33 protein-coding genes and 1 pseudogene are annotated in these 22,672 nt (G+C 60.3%); 7 read left to right on the forward strand and 27 right to left on the reverse strand.

Annotated elements, in window-relative coordinates:
- Window positions 1-100 precede the first annotated feature (100 nt).
- Window positions 101-583 (reverse strand): annotated as a pseudogene (locus CFR72_RS13580) (carbohydrate porin); the annotation flags it as partial.
- Between the two features lie 282 nt (window positions 584-865).
- Between CFR72_RS13580 and CFR72_RS13585 the strand changes: the two are divergent.
- Complete coding sequence (locus CFR72_RS13585) at window positions 866-1,738, forward strand: peptidylprolyl isomerase (protein WP_110914443.1); 873 nt, start codon at window positions 866-868, stop codon at window positions 1,736-1,738.
- A 159-nt stretch (window positions 1,739-1,897) separates the two neighbouring features.
- Entirely contained in the window at window positions 1,898-2,176 is a 279-nt protein-coding gene (locus CFR72_RS13590) for a hypothetical protein (RefSeq protein ID WP_244182307.1), read from the forward strand.
- A 41-nt stretch (window positions 2,177-2,217) separates the two neighbouring features.
- Here CFR72_RS13590 and CFR72_RS17635 read toward each other — a convergent pair whose 3' ends face one another.
- Window positions 2,218-2,355 (reverse strand): hypothetical protein, encoded by a 138-nt coding sequence (locus CFR72_RS17635; protein ID WP_167400398.1) that lies wholly within the window; start codon window positions 2,353-2,355, stop codon window positions 2,218-2,220.
- Entirely contained in the window at window positions 2,352-2,552 is a 201-nt protein-coding gene (locus CFR72_RS13595) for a hypothetical protein (RefSeq protein ID WP_110914444.1), read from the reverse strand. The genes CFR72_RS17635 and CFR72_RS13595 overlap by 4 nt, the downstream gene beginning before the upstream one ends.
- 166 nt (window positions 2,553-2,718) lie before the next feature.
- Between CFR72_RS13595 and CFR72_RS18340 the strand changes: the two genes are divergently transcribed.
- Complete coding sequence (locus CFR72_RS18340; protein ID WP_279629169.1) at window positions 2,719-2,850, forward strand: hypothetical protein; 132 nt, start codon at window positions 2,719-2,721, stop codon at window positions 2,848-2,850.
- Window positions 2,851-3,306: 456 nt separating this feature from the next.
- Here CFR72_RS18340 and CFR72_RS13600 read toward each other — a convergent pair whose 3' ends face one another.
- The 23 genes from CFR72_RS13600 to CFR72_RS13700 form a co-directional block, all read right to left on the reverse strand.
- Entirely contained in the window at window positions 3,307-3,732 is a 426-nt protein-coding gene (locus tag CFR72_RS13600; protein ID WP_110914445.1) for a type II toxin-antitoxin system HicB family antitoxin, read from the reverse strand.
- 2 nt (window positions 3,733-3,734) lie between these two features.
- On the reverse strand, window positions 3,735-3,887 hold the full coding sequence (locus CFR72_RS13605) for a type II toxin-antitoxin system HicA family toxin (RefSeq protein ID WP_208630053.1): 153 nt from the start codon (window positions 3,885-3,887) through the stop codon (window positions 3,735-3,737).
- A complete protein-coding gene (locus CFR72_RS13610; RefSeq protein ID WP_110914447.1) occupies window positions 3,884-4,756 on the reverse strand; it encodes a hypothetical protein in 873 nt (290 codons plus the stop codon). The genes CFR72_RS13605 and CFR72_RS13610 overlap by 4 nt, the downstream gene beginning before the upstream one ends.
- Before the next feature lie 4 nt (window positions 4,757-4,760).
- Complete coding sequence (locus CFR72_RS13615; RefSeq protein ID WP_208630054.1) at window positions 4,761-6,524, reverse strand: glycosyl hydrolase family 28-related protein; 1,764 nt, start codon at window positions 6,522-6,524, stop codon at window positions 4,761-4,763.
- 45 nt (window positions 6,525-6,569) lie between these two features.
- The gene (locus CFR72_RS13620; protein WP_110914448.1) at window positions 6,570-8,309 is read right to left on the reverse strand and encodes a right-handed parallel beta-helix repeat-containing protein; all 1,740 of its coding nucleotides are present in this window, start codon (window positions 8,307-8,309) and stop codon (window positions 6,570-6,572) included.
- Entirely contained in the window at window positions 8,306-9,262 is a 957-nt protein-coding gene (locus CFR72_RS13625) for a hypothetical protein (protein ID WP_110914449.1), read from the reverse strand. The genes CFR72_RS13620 and CFR72_RS13625 overlap by 4 nt, the downstream gene beginning before the upstream one ends.
- Window positions 9,263-9,272: 10 nt before the next feature.
- Window positions 9,273-9,491, reverse strand: coding sequence for a hypothetical protein (locus CFR72_RS13630; RefSeq protein WP_146220737.1), 219 nt, complete (start codon window positions 9,489-9,491; stop codon window positions 9,273-9,275).
- A gap of 8 nt (window positions 9,492-9,499) precedes the next feature.
- Window positions 9,500-10,165: a hypothetical protein gene (locus CFR72_RS13635; RefSeq protein WP_110914451.1), complete on the reverse strand. Its 666-nt coding sequence runs from the start codon at window positions 10,163-10,165 to the stop codon at window positions 9,500-9,502.
- A gap of 13 nt (window positions 10,166-10,178) precedes the next feature.
- Complete coding sequence (locus CFR72_RS13640; RefSeq protein WP_244182308.1) at window positions 10,179-11,231, reverse strand: major capsid protein; 1,053 nt, start codon at window positions 11,229-11,231, stop codon at window positions 10,179-10,181.
- Between the two features lie 3 nt (window positions 11,232-11,234).
- Window positions 11,235-11,939: a hypothetical protein gene (locus tag CFR72_RS13645; RefSeq protein ID WP_110914452.1), complete on the reverse strand. Its 705-nt coding sequence runs from the start codon at window positions 11,937-11,939 to the stop codon at window positions 11,235-11,237.
- Entirely contained in the window at window positions 11,932-12,234 is a 303-nt protein-coding gene (locus CFR72_RS13650; RefSeq protein ID WP_110914453.1) for a Bbp19 family protein, read from the reverse strand. The genes CFR72_RS13645 and CFR72_RS13650 overlap by 8 nt, the downstream gene beginning before the upstream one ends.
- Window positions 12,234-13,808 (reverse strand): portal protein, encoded by a 1,575-nt coding sequence (locus tag CFR72_RS13655; protein ID WP_110914454.1) that lies wholly within the window; start codon window positions 13,806-13,808, stop codon window positions 12,234-12,236. The genes CFR72_RS13650 and CFR72_RS13655 overlap by 1 nt, the downstream gene beginning before the upstream one ends.
- Window positions 13,798-13,962 (reverse strand): hypothetical protein, encoded by a 165-nt coding sequence (locus tag CFR72_RS17640; protein ID WP_167400399.1) that lies wholly within the window; start codon window positions 13,960-13,962, stop codon window positions 13,798-13,800. Before CFR72_RS17640 ends, CFR72_RS13655 begins: the two co-directional genes overlap by 11 nt.
- Before the next feature lies 1 nt (window position 13,963).
- On the reverse strand, window positions 13,964-14,170 hold the full coding sequence (locus CFR72_RS13660) for a hypothetical protein (RefSeq protein ID WP_110914455.1): 207 nt from the start codon (window positions 14,168-14,170) through the stop codon (window positions 13,964-13,966).
- 39 nt (window positions 14,171-14,209) lie between these two features.
- Window positions 14,210-15,733, reverse strand: coding sequence for a terminase (locus tag CFR72_RS13665; protein WP_110914456.1), 1,524 nt, complete (start codon window positions 15,731-15,733; stop codon window positions 14,210-14,212).
- The gene (locus tag CFR72_RS13670) at window positions 15,702-16,067 is read right to left on the reverse strand and encodes a hypothetical protein (protein ID WP_146220738.1); all 366 of its coding nucleotides are present in this window, start codon (window positions 16,065-16,067) and stop codon (window positions 15,702-15,704) included. The genes CFR72_RS13665 and CFR72_RS13670 overlap by 32 nt, the downstream gene beginning before the upstream one ends.
- Before the next feature lie 75 nt (window positions 16,068-16,142).
- Window positions 16,143-16,349 (reverse strand): hypothetical protein, encoded by a 207-nt coding sequence (locus tag CFR72_RS13675; RefSeq protein WP_110914458.1) that lies wholly within the window; start codon window positions 16,347-16,349, stop codon window positions 16,143-16,145.
- Window positions 16,346-16,693 carry a winged helix-turn-helix domain-containing protein gene (locus CFR72_RS13680; protein WP_110914459.1) on the reverse strand — a complete coding sequence of 116 codons (348 nt, stop codon included), beginning with the start codon at window positions 16,691-16,693 and terminating at the stop codon, window positions 16,346-16,348. Before CFR72_RS13680 ends, CFR72_RS13675 begins: the two co-directional genes overlap by 4 nt.
- A gap of 127 nt (window positions 16,694-16,820) precedes the next feature.
- Window positions 16,821-18,308: a replicative DNA helicase gene (locus tag CFR72_RS13685; RefSeq protein ID WP_110914460.1), complete on the reverse strand. Its 1,488-nt coding sequence runs from the start codon at window positions 18,306-18,308 to the stop codon at window positions 16,821-16,823.
- Window positions 18,301-19,275, reverse strand: coding sequence for a hypothetical protein (locus CFR72_RS13690; protein ID WP_110914461.1), 975 nt, complete (start codon window positions 19,273-19,275; stop codon window positions 18,301-18,303). The genes CFR72_RS13685 and CFR72_RS13690 overlap by 8 nt, the downstream gene beginning before the upstream one ends.
- On the reverse strand, window positions 19,275-19,529 hold the full coding sequence (locus CFR72_RS13695; RefSeq protein ID WP_110914462.1) for a hypothetical protein: 255 nt from the start codon (window positions 19,527-19,529) through the stop codon (window positions 19,275-19,277). Before CFR72_RS13695 ends, CFR72_RS13690 begins: the two co-directional genes overlap by 1 nt.
- On the reverse strand, window positions 19,526-19,651 hold the full coding sequence (locus CFR72_RS18345; protein ID WP_279629170.1) for a hypothetical protein: 126 nt from the start codon (window positions 19,649-19,651) through the stop codon (window positions 19,526-19,528). The genes CFR72_RS13695 and CFR72_RS18345 overlap by 4 nt, the downstream gene beginning before the upstream one ends.
- An 82-nt stretch (window positions 19,652-19,733) precedes the next feature.
- A complete protein-coding gene (locus CFR72_RS13700) occupies window positions 19,734-20,084 on the reverse strand; it encodes a hypothetical protein (protein WP_110914463.1) in 351 nt (116 codons plus the stop codon).
- A gap of 65 nt (window positions 20,085-20,149) precedes the next feature.
- Between CFR72_RS13700 and CFR72_RS13705 the strand changes: the two genes are divergently transcribed.
- The gene (locus CFR72_RS13705) at window positions 20,150-20,413 is read left to right on the forward strand and encodes a hypothetical protein (protein ID WP_110914464.1); all 264 of its coding nucleotides are present in this window, start codon (window positions 20,150-20,152) and stop codon (window positions 20,411-20,413) included.
- A 172-nt stretch (window positions 20,414-20,585) separates the two neighbouring features.
- Window positions 20,586-20,840: a hypothetical protein gene (locus tag CFR72_RS17280; RefSeq protein ID WP_146220739.1), complete on the forward strand. Its 255-nt coding sequence runs from the start codon at window positions 20,586-20,588 to the stop codon at window positions 20,838-20,840.
- Between the two features lie 68 nt (window positions 20,841-20,908).
- On the opposite strand, the gene CFR72_RS13710 is transcribed toward CFR72_RS17280, so the two are convergent.
- Complete coding sequence (locus CFR72_RS13710; RefSeq protein ID WP_167400400.1) at window positions 20,909-21,115, reverse strand: helix-turn-helix domain-containing protein; 207 nt, start codon at window positions 21,113-21,115, stop codon at window positions 20,909-20,911.
- A 109-nt stretch (window positions 21,116-21,224) separates the two neighbouring features.
- Between CFR72_RS13710 and CFR72_RS13715 the strand changes: the two genes are divergently transcribed.
- Together CFR72_RS13715 and CFR72_RS17285 are read left to right on the forward strand one after the other, a co-directional pair.
- Window positions 21,225-21,593 (forward strand): helix-turn-helix transcriptional regulator, encoded by a 369-nt coding sequence (locus CFR72_RS13715; protein ID WP_167400401.1) that lies wholly within the window; start codon window positions 21,225-21,227, stop codon window positions 21,591-21,593.
- Window positions 21,594-21,821: 228 nt separating this feature from the next.
- The gene (locus CFR72_RS17285; RefSeq protein WP_146220740.1) at window positions 21,822-22,604 is read left to right on the forward strand and encodes a hypothetical protein; all 783 of its coding nucleotides are present in this window, start codon (window positions 21,822-21,824) and stop codon (window positions 22,602-22,604) included.
- Window positions 22,605-22,672 lie beyond the last annotated feature (68 nt).

Consider the following 22,672-nt stretch of genomic DNA (forward strand, 5'->3'; position numbering starts at 1 on the left):
CCTTCCATCAGGCGGTCCAGGAGGTCTTTATCAATGCTCATGCGGGGGCTCCTCTTCGAGCAATTTATCACCACACCGCACAAAATTCAGGATAGTCCCGTCCCCCCTTCAGGCCGAACAGTTTTTCCGTATCAATGGTCAGGGTCGGCATGGTCACGCCATCATAGGCAGGGCCTGTGCCGGAGCCATGCGCGCCGTCATTGGCGGAGGGTGTGCCACCGGTGCCATTGCCCCAAACCTCATCGACGTCCTGAATGTCGAAGGTAATGCCATGTCTGTACAGCCATGGCCGCGCGCCCCACATATTCCCCAGCAGACTGCCGCTGGTGTCGGGCCTGTCGTCCTCTGCGGCCTTTTCCGCGGTTTCGGCCTGTGCACGCTGCGAATCCAGTACGCTGGCGGGATCGATCTGCTCGATCAGCGGAGTGGAGTTGCCAAGCCGTACACGGTCCTGCGCAATCTGGGTCTGGGGTGCCTGCGCGCAGGCATTCGAATATGCAAAAAAACTTCCCACCAACGCGGAATTGATAAAAAGCATACGGACCGGGCATCGCAGAACACACCGGGAAGCAGAAAACGTCATCAAAGGAGCCTGTCAGGGACATGTCGGGCAAAAATAAACAACAATTCCGGATGCAGCCATCTCCTGAACAGGAAACGGGCATGCATATCGCCACAACAGGACTTCAGGAAAGAAAATACATCACATCCTGACCCATCCCTGGCTCCGTCCGCCCGGCGACATGCCGGCCGCTGTCTTTTGCAACATGTGGTCAGCATCATTGATTGAGGTGTCCACAATCTCAAAACCCGTCCGCGCGGAACGCGTCTGTTCACATGCCAAAAAAGCGGGCATCCTTTTTCCATGCGCCTGTATCCCGCCCTGCTCGCCTTCCTGCTCCTTGACGCGACCGCCTGTACGGCCGCGCCAAATCCTGCGGAGATCGTCGCGCATGCGCCAGACAGCGCATGGCGAACGGTTGCCCCGAAACGGCTCCTGCTGATGACGACAGCCGATGGCAGGCGTATCATCATCGAACTTGCATCGGACTTCGCCCCCGTCCATGTGGCCAATGTCGTACGTCTTGCACGGACCCATGCGTGGGAGGGAGGCGCCATCATCCGCGTGCAGGACAATTATGTCGTGCAGTGGCGTGTGCGGGACGAAAAGGCGCCGCCAAAAGGCTTCATAAAGACCCCACCCGCTGAATATGACCGGCCCCTGGCGGGTATCGGGTTTCGCCCACTGGATTATCCTGATTCCTACGCACCGCAGGCCGGGATCGCGGCGGACTGGGCCGTGGGAAGCGATGGCGTGCGGGTGTGTCCCGCGCAATGTTATGGAACCGTGGGCGTGGCGCGCGACATGCCGCCGGATACCGGTGACGGACAGGAACTTTATGTCGTCAATGGTGAGGCCCCGCGACAGCTTGATCGCAATCTCGCGGTTGTTGGACGGGTTCTCGTGTGGATGGAACTGCTCGGCTCGCTCCCGCGCGGGACGGGATCGCTGGGCTTTTATACCGACGCGCACCAGGACGTTCCGATCAAAAGCATGACGCTCGCCGCTGACCTGCCGCCGGCGGCACGTCCGAACATTCAGACGATGCGAACACAAAGTCCTTCATTTGACGCCTATCTCGCGGCACGCGCGGCGCGGACGGATCCGTTTTTTGTTCACGCAGCGCATGGCGTCGCGCTGTGCAACGTCCCCATCCCGTCGCGGGAGGTCCGATAACGCGCGGGCAAAGTCCGGACGGGCGTGGATAGCGAAACCAGCAGTCCGGATTTTCCACGCCTCCCCCACTGTCTCGTCTCCGGCGGCCCATGCGCATATGACAGAGGAACCGTCCTGCCCATGTATTCGTTGCCCCCAGGCCAATATCAGGAGGCTTTGATGTCTTACCGCGAAAAGATGGGACTGGCGTGCATGGCCATGCTGGTCTGTGGCTATCCTCTGGCGGCACATGCGCAGTTTGCCGCGCCCCGCTCCTCCCCGGGGAAGCCGGTTACCACGACGCCACCGCCAGTACACGATCAGGCCGGATCATCGGCTCATCAGCATGGCAAAACCCATGGCGTGCCAGAGCAGTATCCATCAGGCCAACCACCTGCAGGGCAGGAGCCGGTAACAAGCGATCAGCAGAGAACAAAGCAGGCAGCGCCCATGCAGTAACGACGGACGCGGCGCCCGTCGCCGCTCCTTGCCTCCCGGGATCAGGTGTGTGGTCCCAGCGCCATCCGCACCGCGCATGCCCGCCGTTGTCTGCGCCACAGGAACAGCCCCACCCCGGCACCAGCCGAGACAAGGCTGCCCGCGAACCCGGCCAGCAGGCCCGCGACGAAGATGCTCACGATGCCTGGATCGCCGCGTCGTCAGCCTTGCACCTGGCATAGATCGCCTCGATATCAGCGGTGGTCGGACCGCCGGACGACACGGTGTCTTCCACCGCCGTCTTGATCGTGGTCCATGCCTCGGGGCCATATTTCTCGATCAGGCCGAGGACGAGGCTCGTGCTGTTGACGATGGCGCTCAGTTCGGTTGCATCCATGGTGTCAGTTCCCCGTGGTCGTGGTGGTCTGCGCCGTAGACAGGGCCAATTGCAGCCCGGCCAGCGCGCTTTCGGCTGACCGCCGCAATCACCGGGGCGTCCACGAAGGTGTCCAGGTGCGGACCTGACCAACGCCAATACCGCCCGGTCCGCGCTGGACACGATCGTGTCGGCGTTCAAGGGCGTGATGGCCGGTGCTGGCAGCGTGACCGTTCTCATCGGCCTGCTGGTTACTGTCCCCCTCAAGCTGCATACGCTATATATGGCGATGCGGTTGCACGACCGTGGGTTAGAATAACATGAGGTTGGCGTCATAGACCCATCTGGACTTAGAAATGAGGCAGAAAGGACTTTCTGTCGTCACTCCCACATTCCTGCAACAGCCATTCTACGCTTCCTTCGTCTGTTAAAACTGGTATAGCGCGGGTTCCATGATCTCGGAGCCATGCGGTCCTGTGCCGTCCCTCAGTAAAACCGACTCCATCATTTTCGATGGCATGTAGCATTGGATATTGGATTGCTTCCCCTTTCTTAATCCATTCTCCAAAATTCATGTATTTTCCATAATTTCCGGCACCAGAACCTTTTGGTCCGACATAGAGATTATCTCTCTTCCACAATACGTCCAATTTGCGTAGGTCAACCCACACAAGAGGTTGGTGCGAAGATTCTCTGGGATGATAGCACCACGACAACATAAACATGGAGTAACTCGCACCAAAGGTTAAGCCAGACTTCATCTGACAGGATCTTTCTACGCGATCTCCAGTACCTCGACTGTCGCCTGCCGCCCAAGCGCATGAAGGGCGGCCTCGACGCGTCCGATCTTGCTTTCATGCAATAGATCGCGCAGCCGACGCACGGATGATTCAGCCACGCCCAGTCGGCGCGCCAGTTCCACGTTGCTGATCTTGTTCTCCAGCATTGCCGTATGCAGCGCCAGCTTAGCCGCTTCCAGCATGGGCACATAGACCAGCGGGCGACCATTGGCCGCGGGCGGCACTGGCACGGCCGCACCATCGGTCACGTAGATGGACAAGGACGTGACCAGAAGGTCCTGTGCCTCGCGCAGCGCCTCCTGCCATGTTGCACCGTCAGTCGCCCCCGGCAACCCCTCGAATGAGACCGTGATGGTGCCGTCCGGATTGATCTCCAGATTGACCGGATAAGCGTAAAGCATCCTCATACCTCCAGATCGGTTTCGGTCAGCCCGAGATCCTTGAGGATCTTGCGGAACGTGTCGGTAGCCATGTCACCGCGATGGTTCGATACTACCGTCGAATTGCCGTTCAGCCGCACCACGATGTGCGACCCCTTCCCCTTACGCTCGGTCATGTCCCAGCCATGCCTGTTGGCGAGGCGGCGGAGACGGACAAGGAGATCAGCGGCTTCCATGTCCACGCTATCGCGCACATATGCGCGAATGTTAACATAAATCGGTCATAAATGAACGAAATAAGCCCCCGACTTGCGAACTTGCACAAGTTCGGCTGTTGCCCGGCGGAAATCCGTCCGGGACAGGCGTTCCACATAAGCGACCGTCTTCCCGTTGATCGTGCGTTCAACCACGAAATAAGCAGTATCTTCCACCACCCGTTTTCGGTTTCTTCCGGCACGACGGTGACGGACGAAATGCCGGGCGTGGTCCCGGTGTTGCCTGCGTTCCCGTTCGTGGCCACGGCGCTGACACCCGTGGGCGCATCAATGCCGGCGGCGAACGATATTTCAGCCAGCGTCCAGTCCGTCTCCCCGCTGCGTGACAGGTTGTAAAGCGGATAGGAAGGATGGGCGATGGTCAGCACGTCCGCCGACTGCACCCAGCGGATATTCCATACATCCGCCACCGCATAGGGGGTCGCGACCTCATAGATGCTGCCGTCGCTATTGGTCAGGTACGCGCCGTCGGAGATGAAGAGGATATATCCATTCCCCATCTCCAGCACATAGGACTGCGTGTTGTTGTAGACGAACGGCACCAGTCGCGGCAGGCTGGTCGCATCCTTCACCGCGCCGACATACTGCGTGCCGGGACGGTTGCTGGCGCCGCCCTGTACATGCACGAAGAAGTTCGTCAGCTCACACGCCCCGGTCTGCCATTTCTCCATGTCGGAGCGAAAGCGCAGCATCGGCGAGATGATGCCCGCCGCAAATGCCGGGCGATATGCGATGGACGGCCGTGGGCCTTCGGGATACTGCGATGCCATATGCTTACGGCCCTGAATTGTTTGCAACGACATTGACGGTTTCGCCGGAATTGTCGGCAACACCGGCCGCACATCCCCGGAATATGTTTCCGGTAATGGTGCCGTAACTGACACCACGGTCGATGCGGACGGCCCCAAACGGTGCTGCAGCACTCGTGGCGCCGTCACAGAAATTCACGCCATTGACAACGAAGGATCCGCCATCTGCGCTATTTCCGTCCGCTGCGGCCTGCAGCAGTATCCCGAAGGTGCTGTTGGTTGCGGAATAGGTGGCACCGTCCTGATTACAGCCGATGATGTCACCGCCTATGAACCTGAAATCCTTTGCGGCGTAGGAAACGCAGGCTTCCGCCGCGCCTTCGACTTTCCCGCCATAAAACTCGACATGGCCGATGCTTGGAAACTTGCCGGATGTAATGAACCGGATCAGGTTTGTAGGCTCGTTGTAGCCGTAGCACTGGAACGAATATGCTTCCAGGTGGGTGACATCGGTCCCGGAAATGCACGTTGACCCGGCGGCATCACCTGTCGCGTTGATTTCTGCCTCCAGCCGATCAAGATGTATGAACTGCGGGCATGCAGCCGCCGATGTGCTGGTCGGGCAGTCGATATTGAGTGCGATGTGAACCTGATTGCACGTTCCATGCGCAATCCACGTGGTGGCCGCGAAATCGGAAATGTGCACACAGCTCCCGGGGACGAAGCCCTTACTGGAAGACAGGGCTTCGTCCACGTGGAAATCAAGGACTTCCGTCACGTCCCCGCGTGTCGGGCAGCTTCCGATATCCGAAGCGCAGTTCGCCCCGGTTTCGTCCCCGTGGTAATAAACCGCATAGCCGCCACCAAGCGCCACGCTGGACATCATCTGCGTTGCATAGAACTCGCGGAACCTGTTCTTGAAACCAGAATACGCCTCAAACAGGTTATACGCCCCGTAGGAATACACATGGTCGGCGACGCATCCGGCGCAGTGCGTAAACTTCACCGCAGGGCCTTTCTGTGTCACGCTTGCGGTCGTATTGGCGAACATGAATGCCACATCCGTCACCCGGCCGCCGTAAAAATAACGGTCGCCTGACACCACGGGCGCATCGAAATCAAAGAGCGCCACGCTCCCGGTTCCGGTTACAAGGAAGCGCGTGCCGCCAGCCTGCACCGCGCCGCCGCCCGCGCCACGGATACTCACGCCAGCGCACGGCACGGAATGGCCGGTCGCGGCGGAGATCACATAATTCCCGGATGGGAAATACAGTTCGCCACCCTTCCCCGCAGTACGGGCGCAGAGCGCGGTCAGTGCGGTCTGGATTGCGGCATCATCGTTCGTGGCCCCGTCGCCTTTGGCCCCGAAATCCTTGACGCTGCTCCGGTCGTATTCCTTTGACTGGACGCTCCGGCTGACGGCGGTGGCGTCGGGTCCGATGACCGACGCGGCCGACGCCGCCGTTCCGGACAGGCTGCCGCCCGTGATGACCGGCATGCGCAGCGACTGCGCATTCGATGTGCCCCCCGTGATGGCGGGCGTTGTCAGCGCCTGGTTGGTCGAGGATCCGGACGACATGTCAACCTTTTTGCCGAGCAGGTCGGGCAGCGTGTAATTATCCCACGTCAGGTTCGCCCCGTCGCCGTTCGTATCGAGCTTCGTTGCCCACCACTGCCGCCATTCCTGCGCGGTGGGGATATAGTTCTGGTGCCAGTTCGGAAAGGACTGCGCCCTTGATGGAGAAACCATGGCAATACACGCAAGAATTGCCAGCATAACCGCCTTCATTGTTCGGCCTTTCCTTTTTTGCCATGGCACCTTCATGATCGCGGATTACTGCGTCACGCCATTGATGATTGCGGCAGGCACAGTACTGCCGCCCGGGGTGTTTGCGTAGATGGTCACATCCGTCCATCCACTGGACGGCGCTGGCGTGATTGCCGTCCCGCTGCCCATGGTGATTACGTTTCCCACGACAGAGAACATAAGTCCTTTGGACGGCAGAAGTATGCCCGTCCCTGCCGAGTTGACGGACATGACGTTCCCCATCATCACGGAGAAATACGCCTCGGTGACGACCTCGATCCCGTTGGTTGCCATGCCGATCATGACGTTGTTGCTCGCAGTGGAATAATACATTCCCTGCGCGCCGTCGAACAGGATGCCAGTCCCGGCGTTCGTTATTGTGTTGCCGTTAATCGTGCCGTTAGTGGAGTAAGACGAATACAGCGTGTATATGTAATGCCCCCCGGCGGGGTCGTATATGGTATTATTTGAAATATTATAGCTTGTAGAGTTGTATACCTTTACAGCGGTCTGCGTATTCGCCGTCCCCTTTGGGGACATGAACGAATTTCCCACGATGTTGATGTTACTGCCGCCGTTTATCCGGATGTCATGCGCGTTCGCGTATGCGGTTCCGTCATAATTCGTGGAGCCTGTCCCATAGAACGTGTTGCCGGTAATGGTCCCGTTTATGGGTGCTGCGGGGTTTATGTCATACTCGATCCCCACGTTCTCCGTATCCCGGAACGTATTTCCCGTGATCTGCCAGTTAACAGGTCCGGATCGGCCAGCATATCCGTAATCCCCCATGTTGACGCCATACTGGCACGTGTCGAACGTGTTCGCGGTGATGGAGATGTTCTGCGCGATATCGGTATCCGTCGTCTCTCCCTCGGGACCTGCACCTATCCCAAGGTTGCACTTCGTCAGAACGTTATCGGATATGCTGCCGCGGGCGCCGTTATTGAACGCGATGCACCCGTCCCCTGCATTCGACACCCGGTTGTGCGTGACCATCGCATAGCCGCCATTCACATTGATGGCGTCCCCCGATGACTGATCGACAACGTTTCCGGAGATGAACAGGCCATCCACGCCGTTCATGACGGTTGCGTGCGAGACCTGGCCACCCGTCGTCGGGATGTTCGTGAAGTGGTTATTTTCGATATGAATGTTCGTTATCGACGCGGACGCCGGGGAGTTTATCAGGGCTCCCTGCACGCCCACCGGCATATACGTCCCGTCGAACGTGATCCCTTCTATCGTGACATCCGACGCATTATCAGCCAGCACCAGCATATATGCGGGGGACGCGGCCGACACCTTCAGAACTGCCCCCTGGTTGGATCCGACAAGGCGCGTTCCCGATGGCACCGTCAGCGCCCCCGCGACGCATATCCCGCGCACCTGCAGCGCCACCCCGGTCCCCGCCAGCGCGGTCAGCCCGTTCTGGATGGGGGTGGTGTCATCGCTGGTTCCGTCGCATTTCGCGCCGAAATCCGCCGTGGTTAGAAAATCCCCCAGCTTGGCGCGCAGGCTGCGCACGACCGTGTTGGCGATTCCCGATGGCGTCACCAGCGCGCCCCCGGCATCCGTCCCGGTCATGATGCCGCCAGCGATATAGGGACTTGTCAGCGACCCGTTGCGGGCGTCCATTTTCCTGGACCACCAGTCCTCCCATTCCTTTACGCTGGGGACGTAGTTCTGTCGCCAGTTCGGTGTGGACTGGGCATGCGCCGGGGCATGGAACGCACACATCGCCATGACCAGAAGAAGGGCCTTTTTCATTCTTCGATCCCTGCACCGCCGGGCTGCGCCAGCTTGATGTCACGGTGATATGGCCTGCGCCATCCGATGGGGCTGTCGCCGATCGCAAGGATGCCGATGCGGCTGTCGGGCGTGCTGGCCGGGATATACACGCTGTCGCGGTTGGCGATGTCACGCGCCGCCAGTCCTGCGTTCTGCACGCCGTTCAGCGTATCCGCAGGCATCAGGTAAGCAGGCGTCGGGCTGGCCGCCGCGCTGTCGCCCACGATGAAGCCGCCGGGAAATGTCTCGGTCACGGAGCGGATCGGCCGCCATTCATCGCGCAGCGCAGGCATGCCACGCACCCTGATCCAGTCGGGCACGTAATCGGCATTCTGCTGCTCAAGCACCTGATCGGCCTGCATGGCCTGCTGCAGCGCCTGTTGCGCCATGCTGCGCATCTGGGCTGCGATCTCGCCGCTTCCGGTGACGGCAATGGCGATCTCGGCCGCCAGCGCCCACGTGAATGCCTCGCGGAACTGCTGCCGCCAGTTATCGATCGGCTGTGCGTTGGAGACGTACTGCACCTGCACGCTGGCGTGGTTGGTGCGGATGACGGGGCCGGCCGTATTGGTGCCTGCCGTCCCTACCCCCTCACCAAATGGCAGGCCGGTGCGGAACAGCGCATGCTGTGCCTCGCGGTCCATTGGGGGGTGGCGTGGTGCCGTGCCGGGCAGAACCCTATGCACCGTCACGCAATCGGACGGGCGCTGGAACTCGTAACCCCATTGCGGGTCCGTGCTGGCCGCACCGGTGCCTGTGGCCGTGACACGACAGAAGCGCCACTGATAGGCCGAGAATAGCGTATCAAGGCACATCTGCCAGAACGCACCGCAGGCGGTTGCCTCGGCCGATCCATCGTCAAGAGATGTGATCGTGCTGCGCGTGCCCGCCCGCAGCAGCGCTGCATTGCACAGGTCGATCTGCGTGGTCACGGGCCGCGCCTTACTGACCCTGCTTTTCGATCATCCTGGCGATGAAGCGGGGATCGGACGCGCTGATACGCTGTCCGACCTGCTTCTGGTATTCCGCCATTTTCTTTTCGGCAGCGGCGTCCAGCGGCTCCAGGTTGGAACTCGGGTTGCCATCATACTGGATGATGGCCCCCGGCTCCTCGACCTTGCCGCCGATGTAGCTACGGGTGAGAACCTTGTATTTCGCCATGATGCGCCTCACGCCACGTAGTTGCGGGGATACGGGACGTTCGCGGGAACATCCAGATTGATGCCAGCAGTCACCGTGCCCACATCAAGCGCCACGGATGCCGTATAGGTCAGCCGCATGTAGCGGTACAGCGTGTTGGAGAACGCGGGCTTGGCGCGCACGAGGAACGGCGTGCGCTGGGCCAGAGCGGTCAGGTCGATGCCCGGGAACTCCTCAAGCGTGTCCCAGTCGGACCCGTCCTGCGAAATCTGCACGGCCACGTCCATCGTGGGATCCGGGGGCGCCGCAACCGTAACCGTGGGCGCAGACGTGTAGCCCGCGCCGCCAGCCGTGACCGTAAAGCCGGTGACGACACCGTTTTCCACGGTGGCCGTTGCCTCGGCACCTGCACCACCGGAGATGGTGACAACGGGAGCCGAAGAATAACCTGCGCCGCCGGATGCTACCGCAATGCCGGTTACGGCCCCACTGGCTTCGGTCGCGGTGCCTGTTGCGGTTTCGGTATCGGCCATCGGCAGCGTGCCGCATTCGGCGAACACCTTGAACGGTCCGGTCGGGCCGAAATCGCGGTTCTGCGAGAAGTCGATAATGTTGGTCGAGGGCGTGGCAACACCCGCCGCGAGCGCGGTCAGGTCCTGCGCGTTGCTGAACAGCAGCAGTCCATCAATGATCATCTGGGCGGTTTCCTTACTGGACCGTTTCTTCGGTGTTCAGGATCTGGTCGCAGGTGCGGATGGGGATGCCGCGGAAGGCCGTGACCGGCTTGCCATCCCATTCCAGCATCTGCAGCAGCACGTTGGTCTTGTTGAGCGCCTGCAGGTCCAGTGCCGTGCCAAGCGTGCGGTTGACGTAGATGGCCGGACGGCCCCACGACAGCGGCTGGCCGCCGGTCGCCTGCGTGGCCGTCTGCACGTTGGTCACCCCGCGCGGCATGGTCGGGATCTTGTGCACGGCGGCGACCAGCATGGAGATCAGGTTCGCCGCGCTGTCACCGGTCAGGCTATCCACGTCGATGTTGGCGATGCGGACCACGTAACGCCAGTCACGCACGGTCAGGCCGCAATCCCATTTGTAATGGGACTGGTACGCCTGATACGGATTGCCGTTGGCGTCGAGCACCGGCGCGTCGGTCGTCACGTCATTGCGCTGCAGCCCGGCGATACGCCCCTTGGGGAAGATGCCGAACGCCGTGGTCGGCCCCCAGCAGGTCAGCCACATCGACGTGTTGCTGGTGCCGCGGCCACCCGCGTCGATCACGTTGACGGCGTTGGCGGCCTTGCTCGCGTCCACCGTGCTGTAGCGCGGCGCAAGCCCGGTGAAGGCCGGCAGGTCGCTCTGCTCGGTGCCATAGAACAGCGTGCCCGCCATCTGCTGGTTCATGCCCTCGATGAAGGCCATGTCCTCGGACAGGCGGAAGGCGGCCACGTCGCCCTCAAGGTTCGCCAGGTCCTTGTCCACCAGCGAGTAGGTTTCCAGCATGCCGCAGCTATCGGTGATCTGCGCGGTCGTGCTCTTGGCGCGCGGCACACCGTAGTTGAGCATGCGCCACGTGGCAGCGGGCAGCCCGGTGCGCACGGTCGTCTTGTTGCCGGTGGCGAGGTTGCCCATCTTCCACAGCATGTCATCAAGGATTTCGTTGGTTTGGGACAGCAGGTTCACGATATCCGCGATCTCGCCGTCCTCGCGCCGCGCGGCCCAGTCGGCCAGCGTCAGGCAGGTGGTGCTGGAAATGGTTGCCACCGGTTATGCTCCTGCTTTTGCCGACTGGCCGTAAAGGCGCTGGGCAATATCATCAAAACTGCTGCCGCCGCGCTTTTCCGGCGCAGGCCTGCCTTTGTCGGGTGGTTCGGCCAGACCCATCGCCTTGCCGATCTGCACGAAGGCGCGGATGACGGTGGGGTTGTTGCCCGCACCCGTCTCGGCCAGCGCCTGCACAAGATCATTGCCGCCATAGGCCTTGATCACGCGATCGGCCGCGGCCTTTGCATCCGGGTTCAGACCGTTGCCATCGGACAGCGTGCGGTCGGACAGGACTTCCTGCCGCCACTTCATCGCCTGTTCGTGCTGCTGCTGCCCGGCCTGTTCCAACTGCTGCTGGACAAACTGCAGGCCGTGTTGCGTGATGGTGCTGAACTGCTCCTGCGTCAGGCCGGCTTCACGCGCTTCGGCCTCGTACTGGCCCATCGCCTTTTCATCGACGCTGAAACCCTCGGGCGGCGTGAATTCATATTTCTCCGGGACGACAGGCTTTTCAGGCGGTTTTTCCTGCTCACCGCCTTCCTGCGCCCCTTCGCCATTCGGGGCTGCACCTTCGGACGCCGCTCCGCCCGCAGGAGGCTGCGTCTCGGACGTCGTGCTGTCAGCGCCACCGCCCAGAAGGGTATCGGCCGCGCTGACAGCAGCAGGGGCATCAGCAGGCGCACCAGTGCTTGTGGGTTCATCACTCATCCGCGTTCAGGCTCTCCATGAGGATCTTGCTCAGGATGCCTTCACCTGCGTTTGTTAGTACCGTGTGCAGCTTGATGCCGATATCGCGCTGGCCTTCGCGGAAGGCGGTCGCCATCGGGTCGCCCGGCACGAATGACCCGGCCATGAACTGCGTCTCGTTGAGGATACGCAGCAGCACGCGCCGGCCGCGCGGGTCGGACGCCACCCATGCAAGGTCAAGCTGGTCGGTTGCGCCCCTCGCCTTGCGCCGCGTGCGCCGTTCGCGGACCTGTTCGGGATCGTGCGGGTCGTACATCAGCCGCTGCCCCCGATGCCGGACATGATCGCCTGCAGTGCATTCTGGCCGCCGCCCACATCCGTGTCAGACAGGTTCTTGGCCCCTGCCGCCATCTGCTGGGCCTGTTCGGCTGCGGCCTGCTGCTGCTGGGCATATTCACGCTGCTGGCGCATCTGGGCCACAGCCTGCGGATCGCGCATGATCGCCTGGTTGATGCTGAGCAGGTTGCCGTAGATGTCCACGGCCTGATCCAGATCCACATTGTCCATCACGCTCTGGTCCACGCTGACCAGTCCGCCACAGAAGCGCACGAACTGTTCGATGCCCGTGGTCTCGGTCGCGCGCTGGGCCTGCGCAAGGACAGAGATGTAATTGACCTTGAGCGGCCCGGTCCCCATCTGCTGCGGACGCACGGGCAGCAGGCCGCCGCGTTCCATGATGCCCAGCGTGACATTGATGATCGGGTTCAGCGCCTCGTTGTGGAACCGCTCCAGCACCGGGCCGAGGGCGAGCAGCTTTTCCTGCTGGCGCACATTGATCTCGGCCGCCGTGACGGGCTGCGCCTGGTCCATCTGGCTGACCATCAGGATCAGGTCATTCTTCAGCGTGACGCGGATCGCTTCCTGAAACGCCTGTATGCGCTCGACCAGTGGCGCGATGTTTGGGCTGGTCTGGTACACCGGACGCAGGCCCGCGCCATTGCCCATGGTGTTCAGGCCGGGAATGAAGTTGATGCCGTTGGGGATCAGGCTGACCAGCCCGTTCTGCATCGCGGCGTCGGCCTGCATGGGCGGACGCGCGAACTTGTCCACCACCTCGGCGCATCGAAGCTGGGCAAGCTGCAGCGATTTCACGTCGCCCAGCGCGTCTTCGGCCGGGCCGTGGCCGTAGGCATCGTTGGACACGGCATGCCAACGCGGGCAGATGAACGGCTTTTCGGGATAGCCCTCGATGCGCAGGACCGGAACGCTGGGATTGCCGTATTCGTAATACACGCCGATATACGGCGCGCCACGCCAGCCGATTGCGCCCGGAACGCGGTCGAGGTTGGGCATGATGGCATGCACGACCGGGATTTCGCGTGTCAGCATGCGGCTGTCATACAGGCCCTGCACCGTGGGCGAGCAGTTGTCATACCCGAACTTGCTGACCACCTGGCGCACGTTCTGCACATACTCGCGCACCAGCGTGTCGATCTCCATTCGCTCGTTCTGCATGATGAAGTATTCGCCAGCCGTGAGCGGGTAGAACCGCACCACGTCCTCGTAATCCTGCTGGATGATGACCGCGCCCGTGCCGAAGCCCGCGATTTCCTCGTAAAGCTGGGCCATGGCGTTGTAGAAATTGCCGGTGGCGAACACACGCTGCAGCCGCTTCTGCACGGTGGCCAGCCACTGCTTTACGTCCGGGTCGTCGTTCAACTGGTCATTGTTGGTGGAAAGCTGGAACCAGTCGCGCGCCGGGCTGGTGATGCCCGCCATCAGGAAGGCGGCAAGGTCGCCCACGCACTTGGTCGCCGTGCGGTCCACGATCTGCGTGCCCTTGGGCAGACCGCGCGATCCCTGGTTGGGGAGCAGGTTATTATACCGCATACCGCCCCCGAGTGGGCATGATGTACCACGTGATCTCGCGCCATGTCTCCCGCCACGATGACCGGTCCATGCGCATCAGCACGATCAGGCGGTCTATCTCGTCACGGGTTTTCTGTTCGGGGCTCGTGTCGTCGGACGGTGCGGCGCGCGCCATGTCAGCCGCCCAGCAATGTCTTGGGGGCGCTGGTCGCGGTCTGGCTCAGGCCGCCCGGCCCGGTCAGCATGGTCGAACCCATGCCGCCCGCCATACGCGCGGCCTGCGTGGTGGAGTTCTGCAACCCCTGCACGGTGTTGTTCACCGTCTGCCCTGCCGCCGGTGCAGGCGTGTGGGTTATCACCTTCGGAGATTTGAAAATGCCCATGCCAGCCCTGTGCGGGCCGTTTGTTAGTAGCGTGTGGCGTCAGGCGTAGGGGTCGTAATCGCCCTGCACCTGCTGTCCCACAGGACCGATGGGACTGCCTGAAAACCGGGACGGTGCGACGGGATAGGCAAAGGTGATCGCCAGCGCATCCCCCACGTCAGGCGATGCCAGCCCACGCTTTTTCATGTCCTCCTTGCGCTCAAGGATGATCTCGTTGCGCGGGTTGAAGAAATACCACGGTCCGGCAAGGTCGGTGCGCAGTTCTTCATCATCCGGGATGCCGCCGGTCTGCAACCACGCGCGCATGGTGCCCCACATCTCCGCGCGTTTGTTGGCATAGCTTTCGGACTGGATATCGTAATTCACCCGGTCAGATTTACCGCCAAACTGCACTTCCATCAGGCCACGCACACGCAACTGCCTGCACCGGTCCACCACGCCTGCACCGACGCCACCGCCATCGACAAACACCGCATCCGCTCCATACCTCGCAGCTTCATCCGCCACGCGGGCGGCAAGCTGCATCGTGTCCACATTGCGAAGCTTGATCGGCGAGATCAGCCTGGCATCGCGGCCCTTGCGGAAAAAGATCACCGACTGGTCATCGCCATACCGCGCCACGTCCACGCCAATGACCAGCGCATCGGACAGGATGGCCGCCACATCACGCCGGGCAGCGGCCTCAATGGAATCGGTGCCAATGAACTGCATGGACCCAGCCCGCGGGAACAGGCCGCGCACACGCACGCGCATGAAGTCGCTGTCCTCGCCATAGGCCGTTGCCCATTCCTCGAACAGCCGCTTGTTCGTGCCCTCTACCGTTCGGCTGTCGATCTGTCGGCCATGCCAGCGGTGGCGCTGCTTGTTGAAGCACTCGAAGAACCGGCCGACGGGCTGAGTGGGGTTTCCGAACGCGCACCAGATGATTTCGGTGCCTTCATCGGTCAGCGCGCCTTCGGCCACTTCCCACACACGGTCGATAATGCCCGATGCCTCATCGAAGATCAGCAGGATACGGCGCCCCACGTTGTGCAGGCCGGCGAAGGCTTCAAGGTTTGTCTCGGACCACGTGACCGCATCCGCCCGCCACGTCTTGTCATGCCCCGGCAACGTGGAATGGATCGACATGCCATGCACCTTGAACCAGTGCGAACAGATCAGCAGCCGGAACCATTTGCTGATTTCGGGAAACGTCTTCGTGCGGAGCTGCGGCTCGGTATTGGCCGTCACCACGACCTTGGTGTCCGGGCAGGTGCACAGCGCCCACGCAATCAGCATGGACACCAGTGCCGACTTGCCGATGCCGTGGCCCGAACTGACCGCCTGCAGCACGGGCATCAGCACATGTTCGGGCGCGTATCCCTCTTTCAACCGGTCGCCAACCGATTGCAGGATCTCGCGCTGCCATTTGCGCGGACCGGCGGCATTGGCCAAATCGGTGCCTGCCTTGCCCCACGGGAACGCGAACAGCACGAAGCCCAGCGGATCAAGGCTGTAGCTGGCGATTTCTTCCGCCAGCAGCGCTTCGATATCAGCCGCCACGCGCCCGCTTGCGCCCTTCATCGATCAGTGCCGCAATGTCCGTGTTGACGTTCATGTCCACGGTCGAGCGGTCGCGGTATTTCTCGGGCCTGTGCGCCTTGAGCAGCGTGGTCAGCAGGCTGTCGCTATAGCGGCGCTGCAGGACCGGATTGCCATCCTGATCGTAAACCAGGCCGTCCTTGCAGGTGACATACTCGTCGTAACCATCGCGGCCACGGCGCCATGCCTCCAGTTCCAAGCTGTCCATGGCGATCTGCATCGCCTCGTCCCATTCGGCGGCAAAGGCTGGATCATTGTCGCGTAGCTTGTATGCCGCCCCGCGGTTGATGCCTGAAAGGCGGCATGCTTCCGTCACATTACCGGCATTACGCAAGGCCTCAATAAACGCGCGCGTTTGTCCTGTCGTACGTGTGCCGCGACCGCGCATTACTCACCCCATCCCCACACGCTTGACCGCAGCCATGTGCCCAACCCTGATGATCCGTTCACGCATCTGCCCCACATTGGTGGCAATCTGCATGAACATCGGGTCACTGCGGTGCATGGCCAGTTCCTCCGCGGCTTCCTCGGCATGGCGTAGGCCGGCTACCATCTTCTCGTATGCATCGTTCTCGCTGTTGGTAACGCTGCGTCTCATCGGTCTTTCCTCGATTGGATGTAATACCCGACCTCGCGTTCGTTCCTGATCTCGACGCCGCTCGGTCCTTCGGTGCCGATCAGGCAGATCAGACCCCGCAACTTGCTGATCTTCTCGCGGATCACGCGTCCCGGATCTTCTGGTTCATTATCCGGGTCGGGCCAGACCGCCTGCGTGATGGCGTCACGCGACTGGATCACGCCCGCCCGACGCATCAGCTTTTCCATGATACGAAACGGCACAGGCGCCAGCAGGACTTCACCACGCGGGCCGGACAGCACATGCCGCCCGACATCGAGAGACAGTCTGCCGACCCGGTAAATCTCGTCCTGCGCTACTGTCATACCTGTAATCCCGAAAGTATCTGACAATGGATCTGCGATTTATTTCGTCCGCTCGTTCCACCAGATACCAAAGACAAATTTCTGCATGATCGTTTTAGTATGCGCATATGGCGGTTGGTACTGTTTTTCACCAAGCTTCTGACCGTTCACCATCATTCACATCCCTGAACCAGGTGCATGGGCCATCGAACAGCATGTCCACGATACCCGTCCGGCCACCCCGGTTTTTCAGCACGATGACTTCCGCCTTCCCCCGTGAACGATCGAGCGCATCGAGAAACTCCACCCGGCGTTTTTCATAGGTCACGTCGGATTCATTCGTATTGCGGACCGGCTGGCCATCCGTGCCCATCCGCGTGCGCAGGACATACTCCTCGCGATAGAGCGCCATGACGCACCGGGCATCCTGTTCGATGGCGCCTGAATCACGAAGGTCCGACAATACCGGCCGCCGGTCCTCCCGATTCTCGGACTGCCGGTTGAGCTGCGACAGCGCGATGACCGGAACCTTGAGTTCCCGCGCCATGCGGGCGAGGTCACCGCTGATCTCCGTCATCTCCAGCGTGCGGTTGCCGGATCGGCGGGCCGCGGTGGAACCACGCAGCAGCCCCATGTAATCCACCATGATGAACTGCAACCCCGCCTTGGCGCGTTTCATCTGGCGCGCACGGGCAAGAAGCTGCGCTACCGTGATCCCTTCGCGGTCATCAATCGAAAGCGGGATTTCCTTCAGGGCGATGGACGCATCGACCATGCGGGCCATGTCGCGTTCGCTGATGCGCGTCGGCTGATCTTCGCGGTCGTCCATGCCGGTCAGCACCATGTCCAGTGGCATGCGGACCTTGGCTGCGATGGCACGGCCCATCAGTTCCTCGGCCGACATCTCGCCAGACCAGAACAGGCCACGGCCATTCAGCCTGGCCATCCTGACCGCCAGCGACAGTGCAAACCCCGATTTACCGATGCTGGGGCGTGCCGCGACGACATACATCGCGCCGGGGCGAAAGCCGCGGATCCTGTTGTTCAGACCCGTGAACCCGGTATCGAGACCAGACAGGAACCGTCCTTCCTGCCAATGGGCATTGGTTTCCTCCATCAGCGCCTGTCCGGCAGTAAATGCGGTGACCGTCGGCCTGCTGGCGTCGCTGCCCTTGGACAGGGCTTCCAGATGCTCCAGCGCCTCGTTCAGGATGTCGTCCGCCGCAGCTTCGGAACTGGCTGCCCGTGCGCGCATTTCGTCGGCGCAGGTCTGGATCGACCGCTTGACCCAGCAGGCCAGCACGGAGCGTGCCGCTTCACGCGCCATGCGCACATCGGCCGCCGTGATGATGCCGGGCAGGTGCTTGGCCTGCCATTCGACGCCCAGGGCTTCGTTCGAGCGGACCTGTGGCATGATCGTTACGGGTGACACCTGCCGGCCGGCCGTGATTTCGCCCTGCACGATCCGGAACATCTCGGCCATGTCGGCGTGGTAGAAATGCTCCACCTTCACCACGTCCGCCACGCTGTCATAGGCCGCGTTGTTCATCAGGATCGACCCGATCACGCAGGCTTCGGCCAGCGCATTGGCCAGCGCTTCCTGCGGCTTCGGCTCGAAATGCAGGACCTCAGCCATGGGCGGCTTCCGTCAACGGGAAATGCTCTGGCCGGGGCGACAGGCCGTCATAGCCGTTCCGTGCCCATTCCCGCAGGGCACCGCGATAGGCGTCCTCGTCATGCGTCCGGACGTAGCCCGGATCGGATGCCGCCAGCACGCCCTCGTCCGCCCAGCGCTCGTTGTTGAGCCAGGTTGCAGGATGGGGGATGTAGGTCGGATCCGAAGGCCATGCCGTTGCAGCGATGGCGGCGAGCAGGGTTTCGAGGCTGGCCTTGCCAACCGCCTTGGCGAACGCCCGGCGTGCCTTGGGCTTGCCGACCTTGCGGGGATAGGCCTGCCAGAACTGCTCGAACGCTGCTTCGTCAGGTTCGGGCCTGACAGCACGGCGGGTCTTGGGTTTGGGGGTGGATGGTTTTTCAGAATCATCGAAAAGTTCATCCCCCGGAAGGGGGATTATAGGGGGTATTTTATACCTTTCCATCGGCCCCTGTGTTTCGATGCCCTGTCGATGTTCATTCGGTGTTTGAACATCGATTGCCTGATGTTGACCCTGCGAACCATCATCGACTGATCGACTGCCACGCGGTGCCTTGCCACCGACCGGCCCGGTTTTCTTGCGGCTGCACGTATGGCTTTTCGTTGCAAGGGCCACAAACTGCTCCACCTCGGCCGTGATCGGGTGGACGGGCTTGGGGCGTTCCGGTCGCTGGAATTTCCTGAAATTACGAACCGCGCCATAGGTATCGCCATCCGCCTCGTAACGCATGATGGCCCCGATCCTTTCCAGTTCAGCAAGCAGAGCCGCCGCGTCACCATTGTCGGCTGGCAGCAGGCGCATCTTCAGCTTCAACGGCTTCCACGGGAATATGCCGTTGTCATCAGCCTCGTTCCAAAGGCCGATCAGGAAAAGCCGCGCCAGCGGAGAAACGGAAACGAAGGTTTCGTCAGTCCACAGACCGGGATGGACACTTCGGATACGTGCCATTATCGCTCCGCCTCCTCGAACGCGCAGAAATAGCCGAGGACCTTGCCGGTCATGGCTGCTTCCTCGCGCATCATTTCCAGATCCGGAGCCGATCGCACCGCTGCGATAAAGGCGCGGGAAAGCTCCTGCCGCGCCATGAACATGCGGGCCAGGTCGGCTTTGTGCCCGCCCTGCATCAGCATGTCGCGCATGATGGGGTCTTCGGGAAAATTGCGGCGGTTATCGTCACGCCGTGGCATGGGAATGACGGTCATCGGTATAATCCACGCTGTGCCCGGCAGGCACTGGCCGCCGGGGTGATGTCATTGGGGGCGATGGCGGGATGTACGCGCGCCATCATCGACGCGACCGCCTGTGCCACAGGTCGGCCCGCCATCTGGCGATTTCGGCATTGTGCAGGTTGATGCGGCAGATAGACCGCCAGCGGTCGGCCATCTTCAGGCAAAACCATTCCCAGATCATGCAGCCTCTTTCTTGAGCGCATCGAGACGTGCGCTTAGCAGTTCGGCCTCGGCGATGTGTCGTCGCTGCTCGGCCTCCAGGTGGGCCGCGAACCGGGCACGCACGCGCAGCCATTCGCCTGCGGTGACGCTCCTGATTTCGCGATAGATACAAGCGCGGACCCGCCGCTCCGTCAGCCCAAGAAGACGCGCGGTATCGTGGATGGCCGCCTTCAGCCCGCCTGCACTCTTGCGCGCGCGGACGGCTTCCGTGACGATATCGGCGAATTCATTGACTGCGATTTCGGCTGTCATTCTTGCCCCTTGGACAAAATGCTCCACGCGCTTGGACGAAATACTCCACGCCATTGGACAATTCCTGTTGCTAGATTCCGGGTGTCGAGGCCGGAAGCAGCAACAGGACGAAGGAGCGTATGGAGGAAACTGGAAAACGGAAGGATGCCGCGACGGGGCCGGATGCCCTGTCGCGCATCGACGTGGCCCTGCTGGGACTGGCGCAGTTGCGCGCTCAGGCAGGTGCATATGATTACATACAGGCCGCGAAGCTGTGCACGGCGCTGAGCGCTGCGATCCTGTCGCCCACCCTGCTGCCGGTCGCCACCATTCCCATGGCGCCGGTCGTAAGCCAGCCACTGAACCGGCTGATCCACGGGCTGCAGCATGTCGGGGTGGTTTAAGGAAAAGGTGGCGCGGGGCATCAGGCGTCCTCACCCGTGCCATGCGTACCGGGCTGTAGGGCCGCATCGCCAGACGTGGCTACAGTTTCAGCACGGGAAGGAGTCGTAACCTCCTTCCCGCTTTCCCCACCCCGTGCAGAGGATGAAGCCTGTGACTGAATCTCGGCCAACCATGTCATTAAAACTTCTGGGCGTACGTCGTGCAGGCGAAAACCTTGAAACAGGCCATGCAGAACTGACTGTAGCTCTTGCTGGAAACGATGGAGAGACGCCGTGGTCAGGTACTCTGACACTGCAGATCCCGGATCAAGAATTAGTTCTTCACAAATCTTTTGAAGTGAAGACACTCGCCGAGAGAGCATTGCTTCAAGTTCTGACGACATATCAGTTGACAGCGGGCACAAAGACCCCGCCGAAAGTGGAGTAAGGATCACCCCATAATTCAGGGCCGTGTTGTGGAGCGCATTTGCTGCACGATCGATCCGCGAGGTGTCGTCACTCACCGCCGGTCCTCCCCTGCTCTGCCCGCACGACCGTCACGCCGTCGAACAGGTCCGGGCGGAGTTGTTCACGGGGGATGCCGGTGGCGGCTTCAAGGGTGATGAGATGCTTGTCGGGAATACGCCCCCACCCCAGCACTGTCGCATGGGACCGAAGGCCAGCGGCGTGGGCGACCTTTGCAGCTCCGCCTACCCGCTTCATGAGTTCTGCTGGTGTCATGCAAGAATGTTAGTATTTCCGACTTTTAGGTGCAACGAAAAAGTCGGCAGGTCCGACACAGAGGTTAGAAATATCAACCATACTGATGCCCATGAGCCTTGAGACTGACATGGGTGCCCGTCTTTCCGCCTTGCGATTGCAGAAAGGAAAGAAGGAAGGGCGACGAATTACCCAGCAAGAAGCGGCAGATGCTGTCGGCATCGGGCGCAGCACGCTTGCGTCTTATGAAAAAGGCCACGACAAGCCAGGGCGAGACACGATGATCGCCTTAGCGCAGTACTACGCTGTTCCCGTTGACCATATAGCTGGCACGCCGTCGATTAATTCTGATCTGACGCCGCAAGCGGTCGAAGATCCTGACGAACTGGCCCTCCTCGGCTTCTGGCGCGCCCTCAATCACGACGAGAGAAAGCTTCTTCTCACTCTTTTCGAGAAGGCTATCGGCACCAATGCGGCCTGACCCATCCTCTGATTCCCGTAGGTCTTTTGCTGCATTCCCGTTCATAGTTCCCCTTTCGTTCTCAAAAAACGATAGCAGCATGCACCGTGCGGTTGTCATACGGAATTTGGATATGGGTTATGCTGATTGTACGAAAATTTAAGGTAGTACTTACCCTAATTTTCCTGCGTCGTGGCAGGGGTAATTTTCATAAATATCAGCAACTTAGTTAAGTGTAAGGATGTTTTCATGGCACCGTCAAATCAGTTTGTTTTGGACTTAGGGATAGAGATTCAGAAAGATGTCAACGGCATTGAAATGGGGGTTCTTGACGATGGCACTCCTTTTTTAACGCAGACGGGCTTAGCAAAAATATCTGGAGCAGTAAGAAGTGCTATTTTTGCCATTTCCCAAGAATGGGAAGACCATTACAAAGACGAAGTATTAACAAAAGACAGAATATCTTTTATAAAAGAATACCTTTTTAATAATGGATATAGAGAGAACAAGTTATATATAGAGATACAAAAGGATGGTTCTATTCATTACGCTTATCCAGATGTAGTATGTATGGCTATTCTGGAATATTATGCGTTCGAATCCCGCACACCAAGTTCTGAAGCACTCAAAAATTACAGAAGGTTATCTACTTACGGTTTCCGAAAATTCATATATGATGCGCTAAACTATACCCCGCAAGATAAGTGGAAATATTTTCATGACAGAGTTACGTTATTAAACAATGCTCCTCCAGACGGATATTTTATTATATTCAATGAATCGACGGGATTAATAGTAGACCTCATAAATTCAGGACTAACTGTAAATCACAAAACAATACCAGATATAAGCGTAGGAAAAGGCTGGGGAATATATTGGGATAGCAATGGGCTTGATAAAAAATTTGGGGTTCGTGTGAAATATGAGCATAATTATCCATCATATTATCCCCAAGCTGCTAGCAATCCCCAAAAACCATGGGCATATCCCAACGAAGCTTTGCACTACAGTTGCATTTTGTGTCGTGAGTGAGCGCGGATAGCACTGGCCTGATGCGTTCGTCGAAAGACGGACCATCTGAGGATGTGAGAGACGGGTAG

Source organism: Gluconacetobacter entanii, from assembly GCF_003206495.1.
Taxonomy (GTDB): domain Bacteria; phylum Pseudomonadota; class Alphaproteobacteria; order Acetobacterales; family Acetobacteraceae; genus Novacetimonas; species Novacetimonas entanii.

What these genes read in the sequence shown, in the direction of transcription:
- CFR72_RS13585 (WP_110914443.1), top strand. Translation starts at nt 866, where the DNA reads ATGCGCCTGTATCCCGCCCTGCTCGCCTTCCTGCTCCTTGACGCGACC.
- CFR72_RS13590 (WP_244182307.1), top strand. Translation starts at nt 1,898, where the DNA reads ATGTCTTACCGCGAAAAGATGGGACTGGCGTGCATGGCCATGCTGGTC.
- CFR72_RS13595 (WP_110914444.1), bottom strand. Translation starts at nt 2,552, where the DNA reads ATGGATGCAACCGAACTGAGCGCCATCGTCAACAGCACGAGCCTCGTC.
- CFR72_RS13600 (WP_110914445.1), bottom strand. Translation starts at nt 3,732, where the DNA reads ATGCTTTACGCTTATCCGGTCAATCTGGAGATCAATCCGGACGGCACC.
- CFR72_RS13605 (WP_208630053.1), bottom strand. Translation starts at nt 3,887, where the DNA reads ATGACCGAGCGTAAGGGGAAGGGGTCGCACATCGTGGTGCGGCTGAAC.
- CFR72_RS13610 (WP_110914447.1), bottom strand. Translation starts at nt 4,756, where the DNA reads ATGGCATCGCAGTATCCCGAAGGCCCACGGCCGTCCATCGCATATCGC.
- CFR72_RS13615 (WP_208630054.1), bottom strand. Translation starts at nt 6,524, where the DNA reads ATGAAGGCGGTTATGCTGGCAATTCTTGCGTGTATTGCCATGGTTTCT.
- CFR72_RS13620 (WP_110914448.1), bottom strand. Translation starts at nt 8,309, where the DNA reads ATGAAAAAGGCCCTTCTTCTGGTCATGGCGATGTGTGCGTTCCATGCC.
- CFR72_RS13630 (WP_146220737.1), bottom strand. Translation starts at nt 9,491, where the DNA reads ATGGCGAAATACAAGGTTCTCACCCGTAGCTACATCGGCGGCAAGGTC.
- CFR72_RS13635 (WP_110914451.1), bottom strand. Translation starts at nt 10,165, where the DNA reads ATGATCATTGATGGACTGCTGCTGTTCAGCAACGCGCAGGACCTGACC.
- CFR72_RS13645 (WP_110914452.1), bottom strand. Translation starts at nt 11,939, where the DNA reads ATGAGTGATGAACCCACAAGCACTGGTGCGCCTGCTGATGCCCCTGCT.
- CFR72_RS13650 (WP_110914453.1), bottom strand. Translation starts at nt 12,234, where the DNA reads ATGTACGACCCGCACGATCCCGAACAGGTCCGCGAACGGCGCACGCGG.
- CFR72_RS13655 (WP_110914454.1), bottom strand. Translation starts at nt 13,808, where the DNA reads ATGCGGTATAATAACCTGCTCCCCAACCAGGGATCGCGCGGTCTGCCC.
- CFR72_RS17640 (WP_167400399.1), bottom strand. Translation starts at nt 13,962, where the DNA reads ATGGCGCGCGCCGCACCGTCCGACGACACGAGCCCCGAACAGAAAACC.
- CFR72_RS13660 (WP_110914455.1), bottom strand. Translation starts at nt 14,170, where the DNA reads ATGGGCATTTTCAAATCTCCGAAGGTGATAACCCACACGCCTGCACCG.
- CFR72_RS13665 (WP_110914456.1), bottom strand. Translation starts at nt 15,733, where the DNA reads ATGAAGGGCGCAAGCGGGCGCGTGGCGGCTGATATCGAAGCGCTGCTG.
- CFR72_RS13675 (WP_110914458.1), bottom strand. Translation starts at nt 16,349, where the DNA reads ATGAGACGCAGCGTTACCAACAGCGAGAACGATGCATACGAGAAGATG.
- CFR72_RS13680 (WP_110914459.1), bottom strand. Translation starts at nt 16,693, where the DNA reads ATGACAGTAGCGCAGGACGAGATTTACCGGGTCGGCAGACTGTCTCTC.
- CFR72_RS13685 (WP_110914460.1), bottom strand. Translation starts at nt 18,308, where the DNA reads ATGGCTGAGGTCCTGCATTTCGAGCCGAAGCCGCAGGAAGCGCTGGCC.
- CFR72_RS13690 (WP_110914461.1), bottom strand. Translation starts at nt 19,275, where the DNA reads ATGGCACGTATCCGAAGTGTCCATCCCGGTCTGTGGACTGACGAAACC.
- CFR72_RS13695 (WP_110914462.1), bottom strand. Translation starts at nt 19,529, where the DNA reads ATGACCGTCATTCCCATGCCACGGCGTGACGATAACCGCCGCAATTTT.
- CFR72_RS18345 (WP_279629170.1), bottom strand. Translation starts at nt 19,651, where the DNA reads ATGGCGGGCCGACCTGTGGCACAGGCGGTCGCGTCGATGATGGCGCGC.
- CFR72_RS13700 (WP_110914463.1), bottom strand. Translation starts at nt 20,084, where the DNA reads ATGGCGTGGAGTATTTCGTCCAAGCGCGTGGAGCATTTTGTCCAAGGG.
- CFR72_RS13705 (WP_110914464.1), top strand. Translation starts at nt 20,150, where the DNA reads ATGGAGGAAACTGGAAAACGGAAGGATGCCGCGACGGGGCCGGATGCC.
- CFR72_RS17280 (WP_146220739.1), top strand. Translation starts at nt 20,586, where the DNA reads ATGTCATTAAAACTTCTGGGCGTACGTCGTGCAGGCGAAAACCTTGAA.
- CFR72_RS13710 (WP_167400400.1), bottom strand. Translation starts at nt 21,115, where the DNA reads ATGAAGCGGGTAGGCGGAGCTGCAAAGGTCGCCCACGCCGCTGGCCTT.
- CFR72_RS13715 (WP_167400401.1), top strand. Translation starts at nt 21,225, where the DNA reads ATGAGCCTTGAGACTGACATGGGTGCCCGTCTTTCCGCCTTGCGATTG.
- CFR72_RS17285 (WP_146220740.1), top strand. Translation starts at nt 21,822, where the DNA reads ATGGCACCGTCAAATCAGTTTGTTTTGGACTTAGGGATAGAGATTCAG.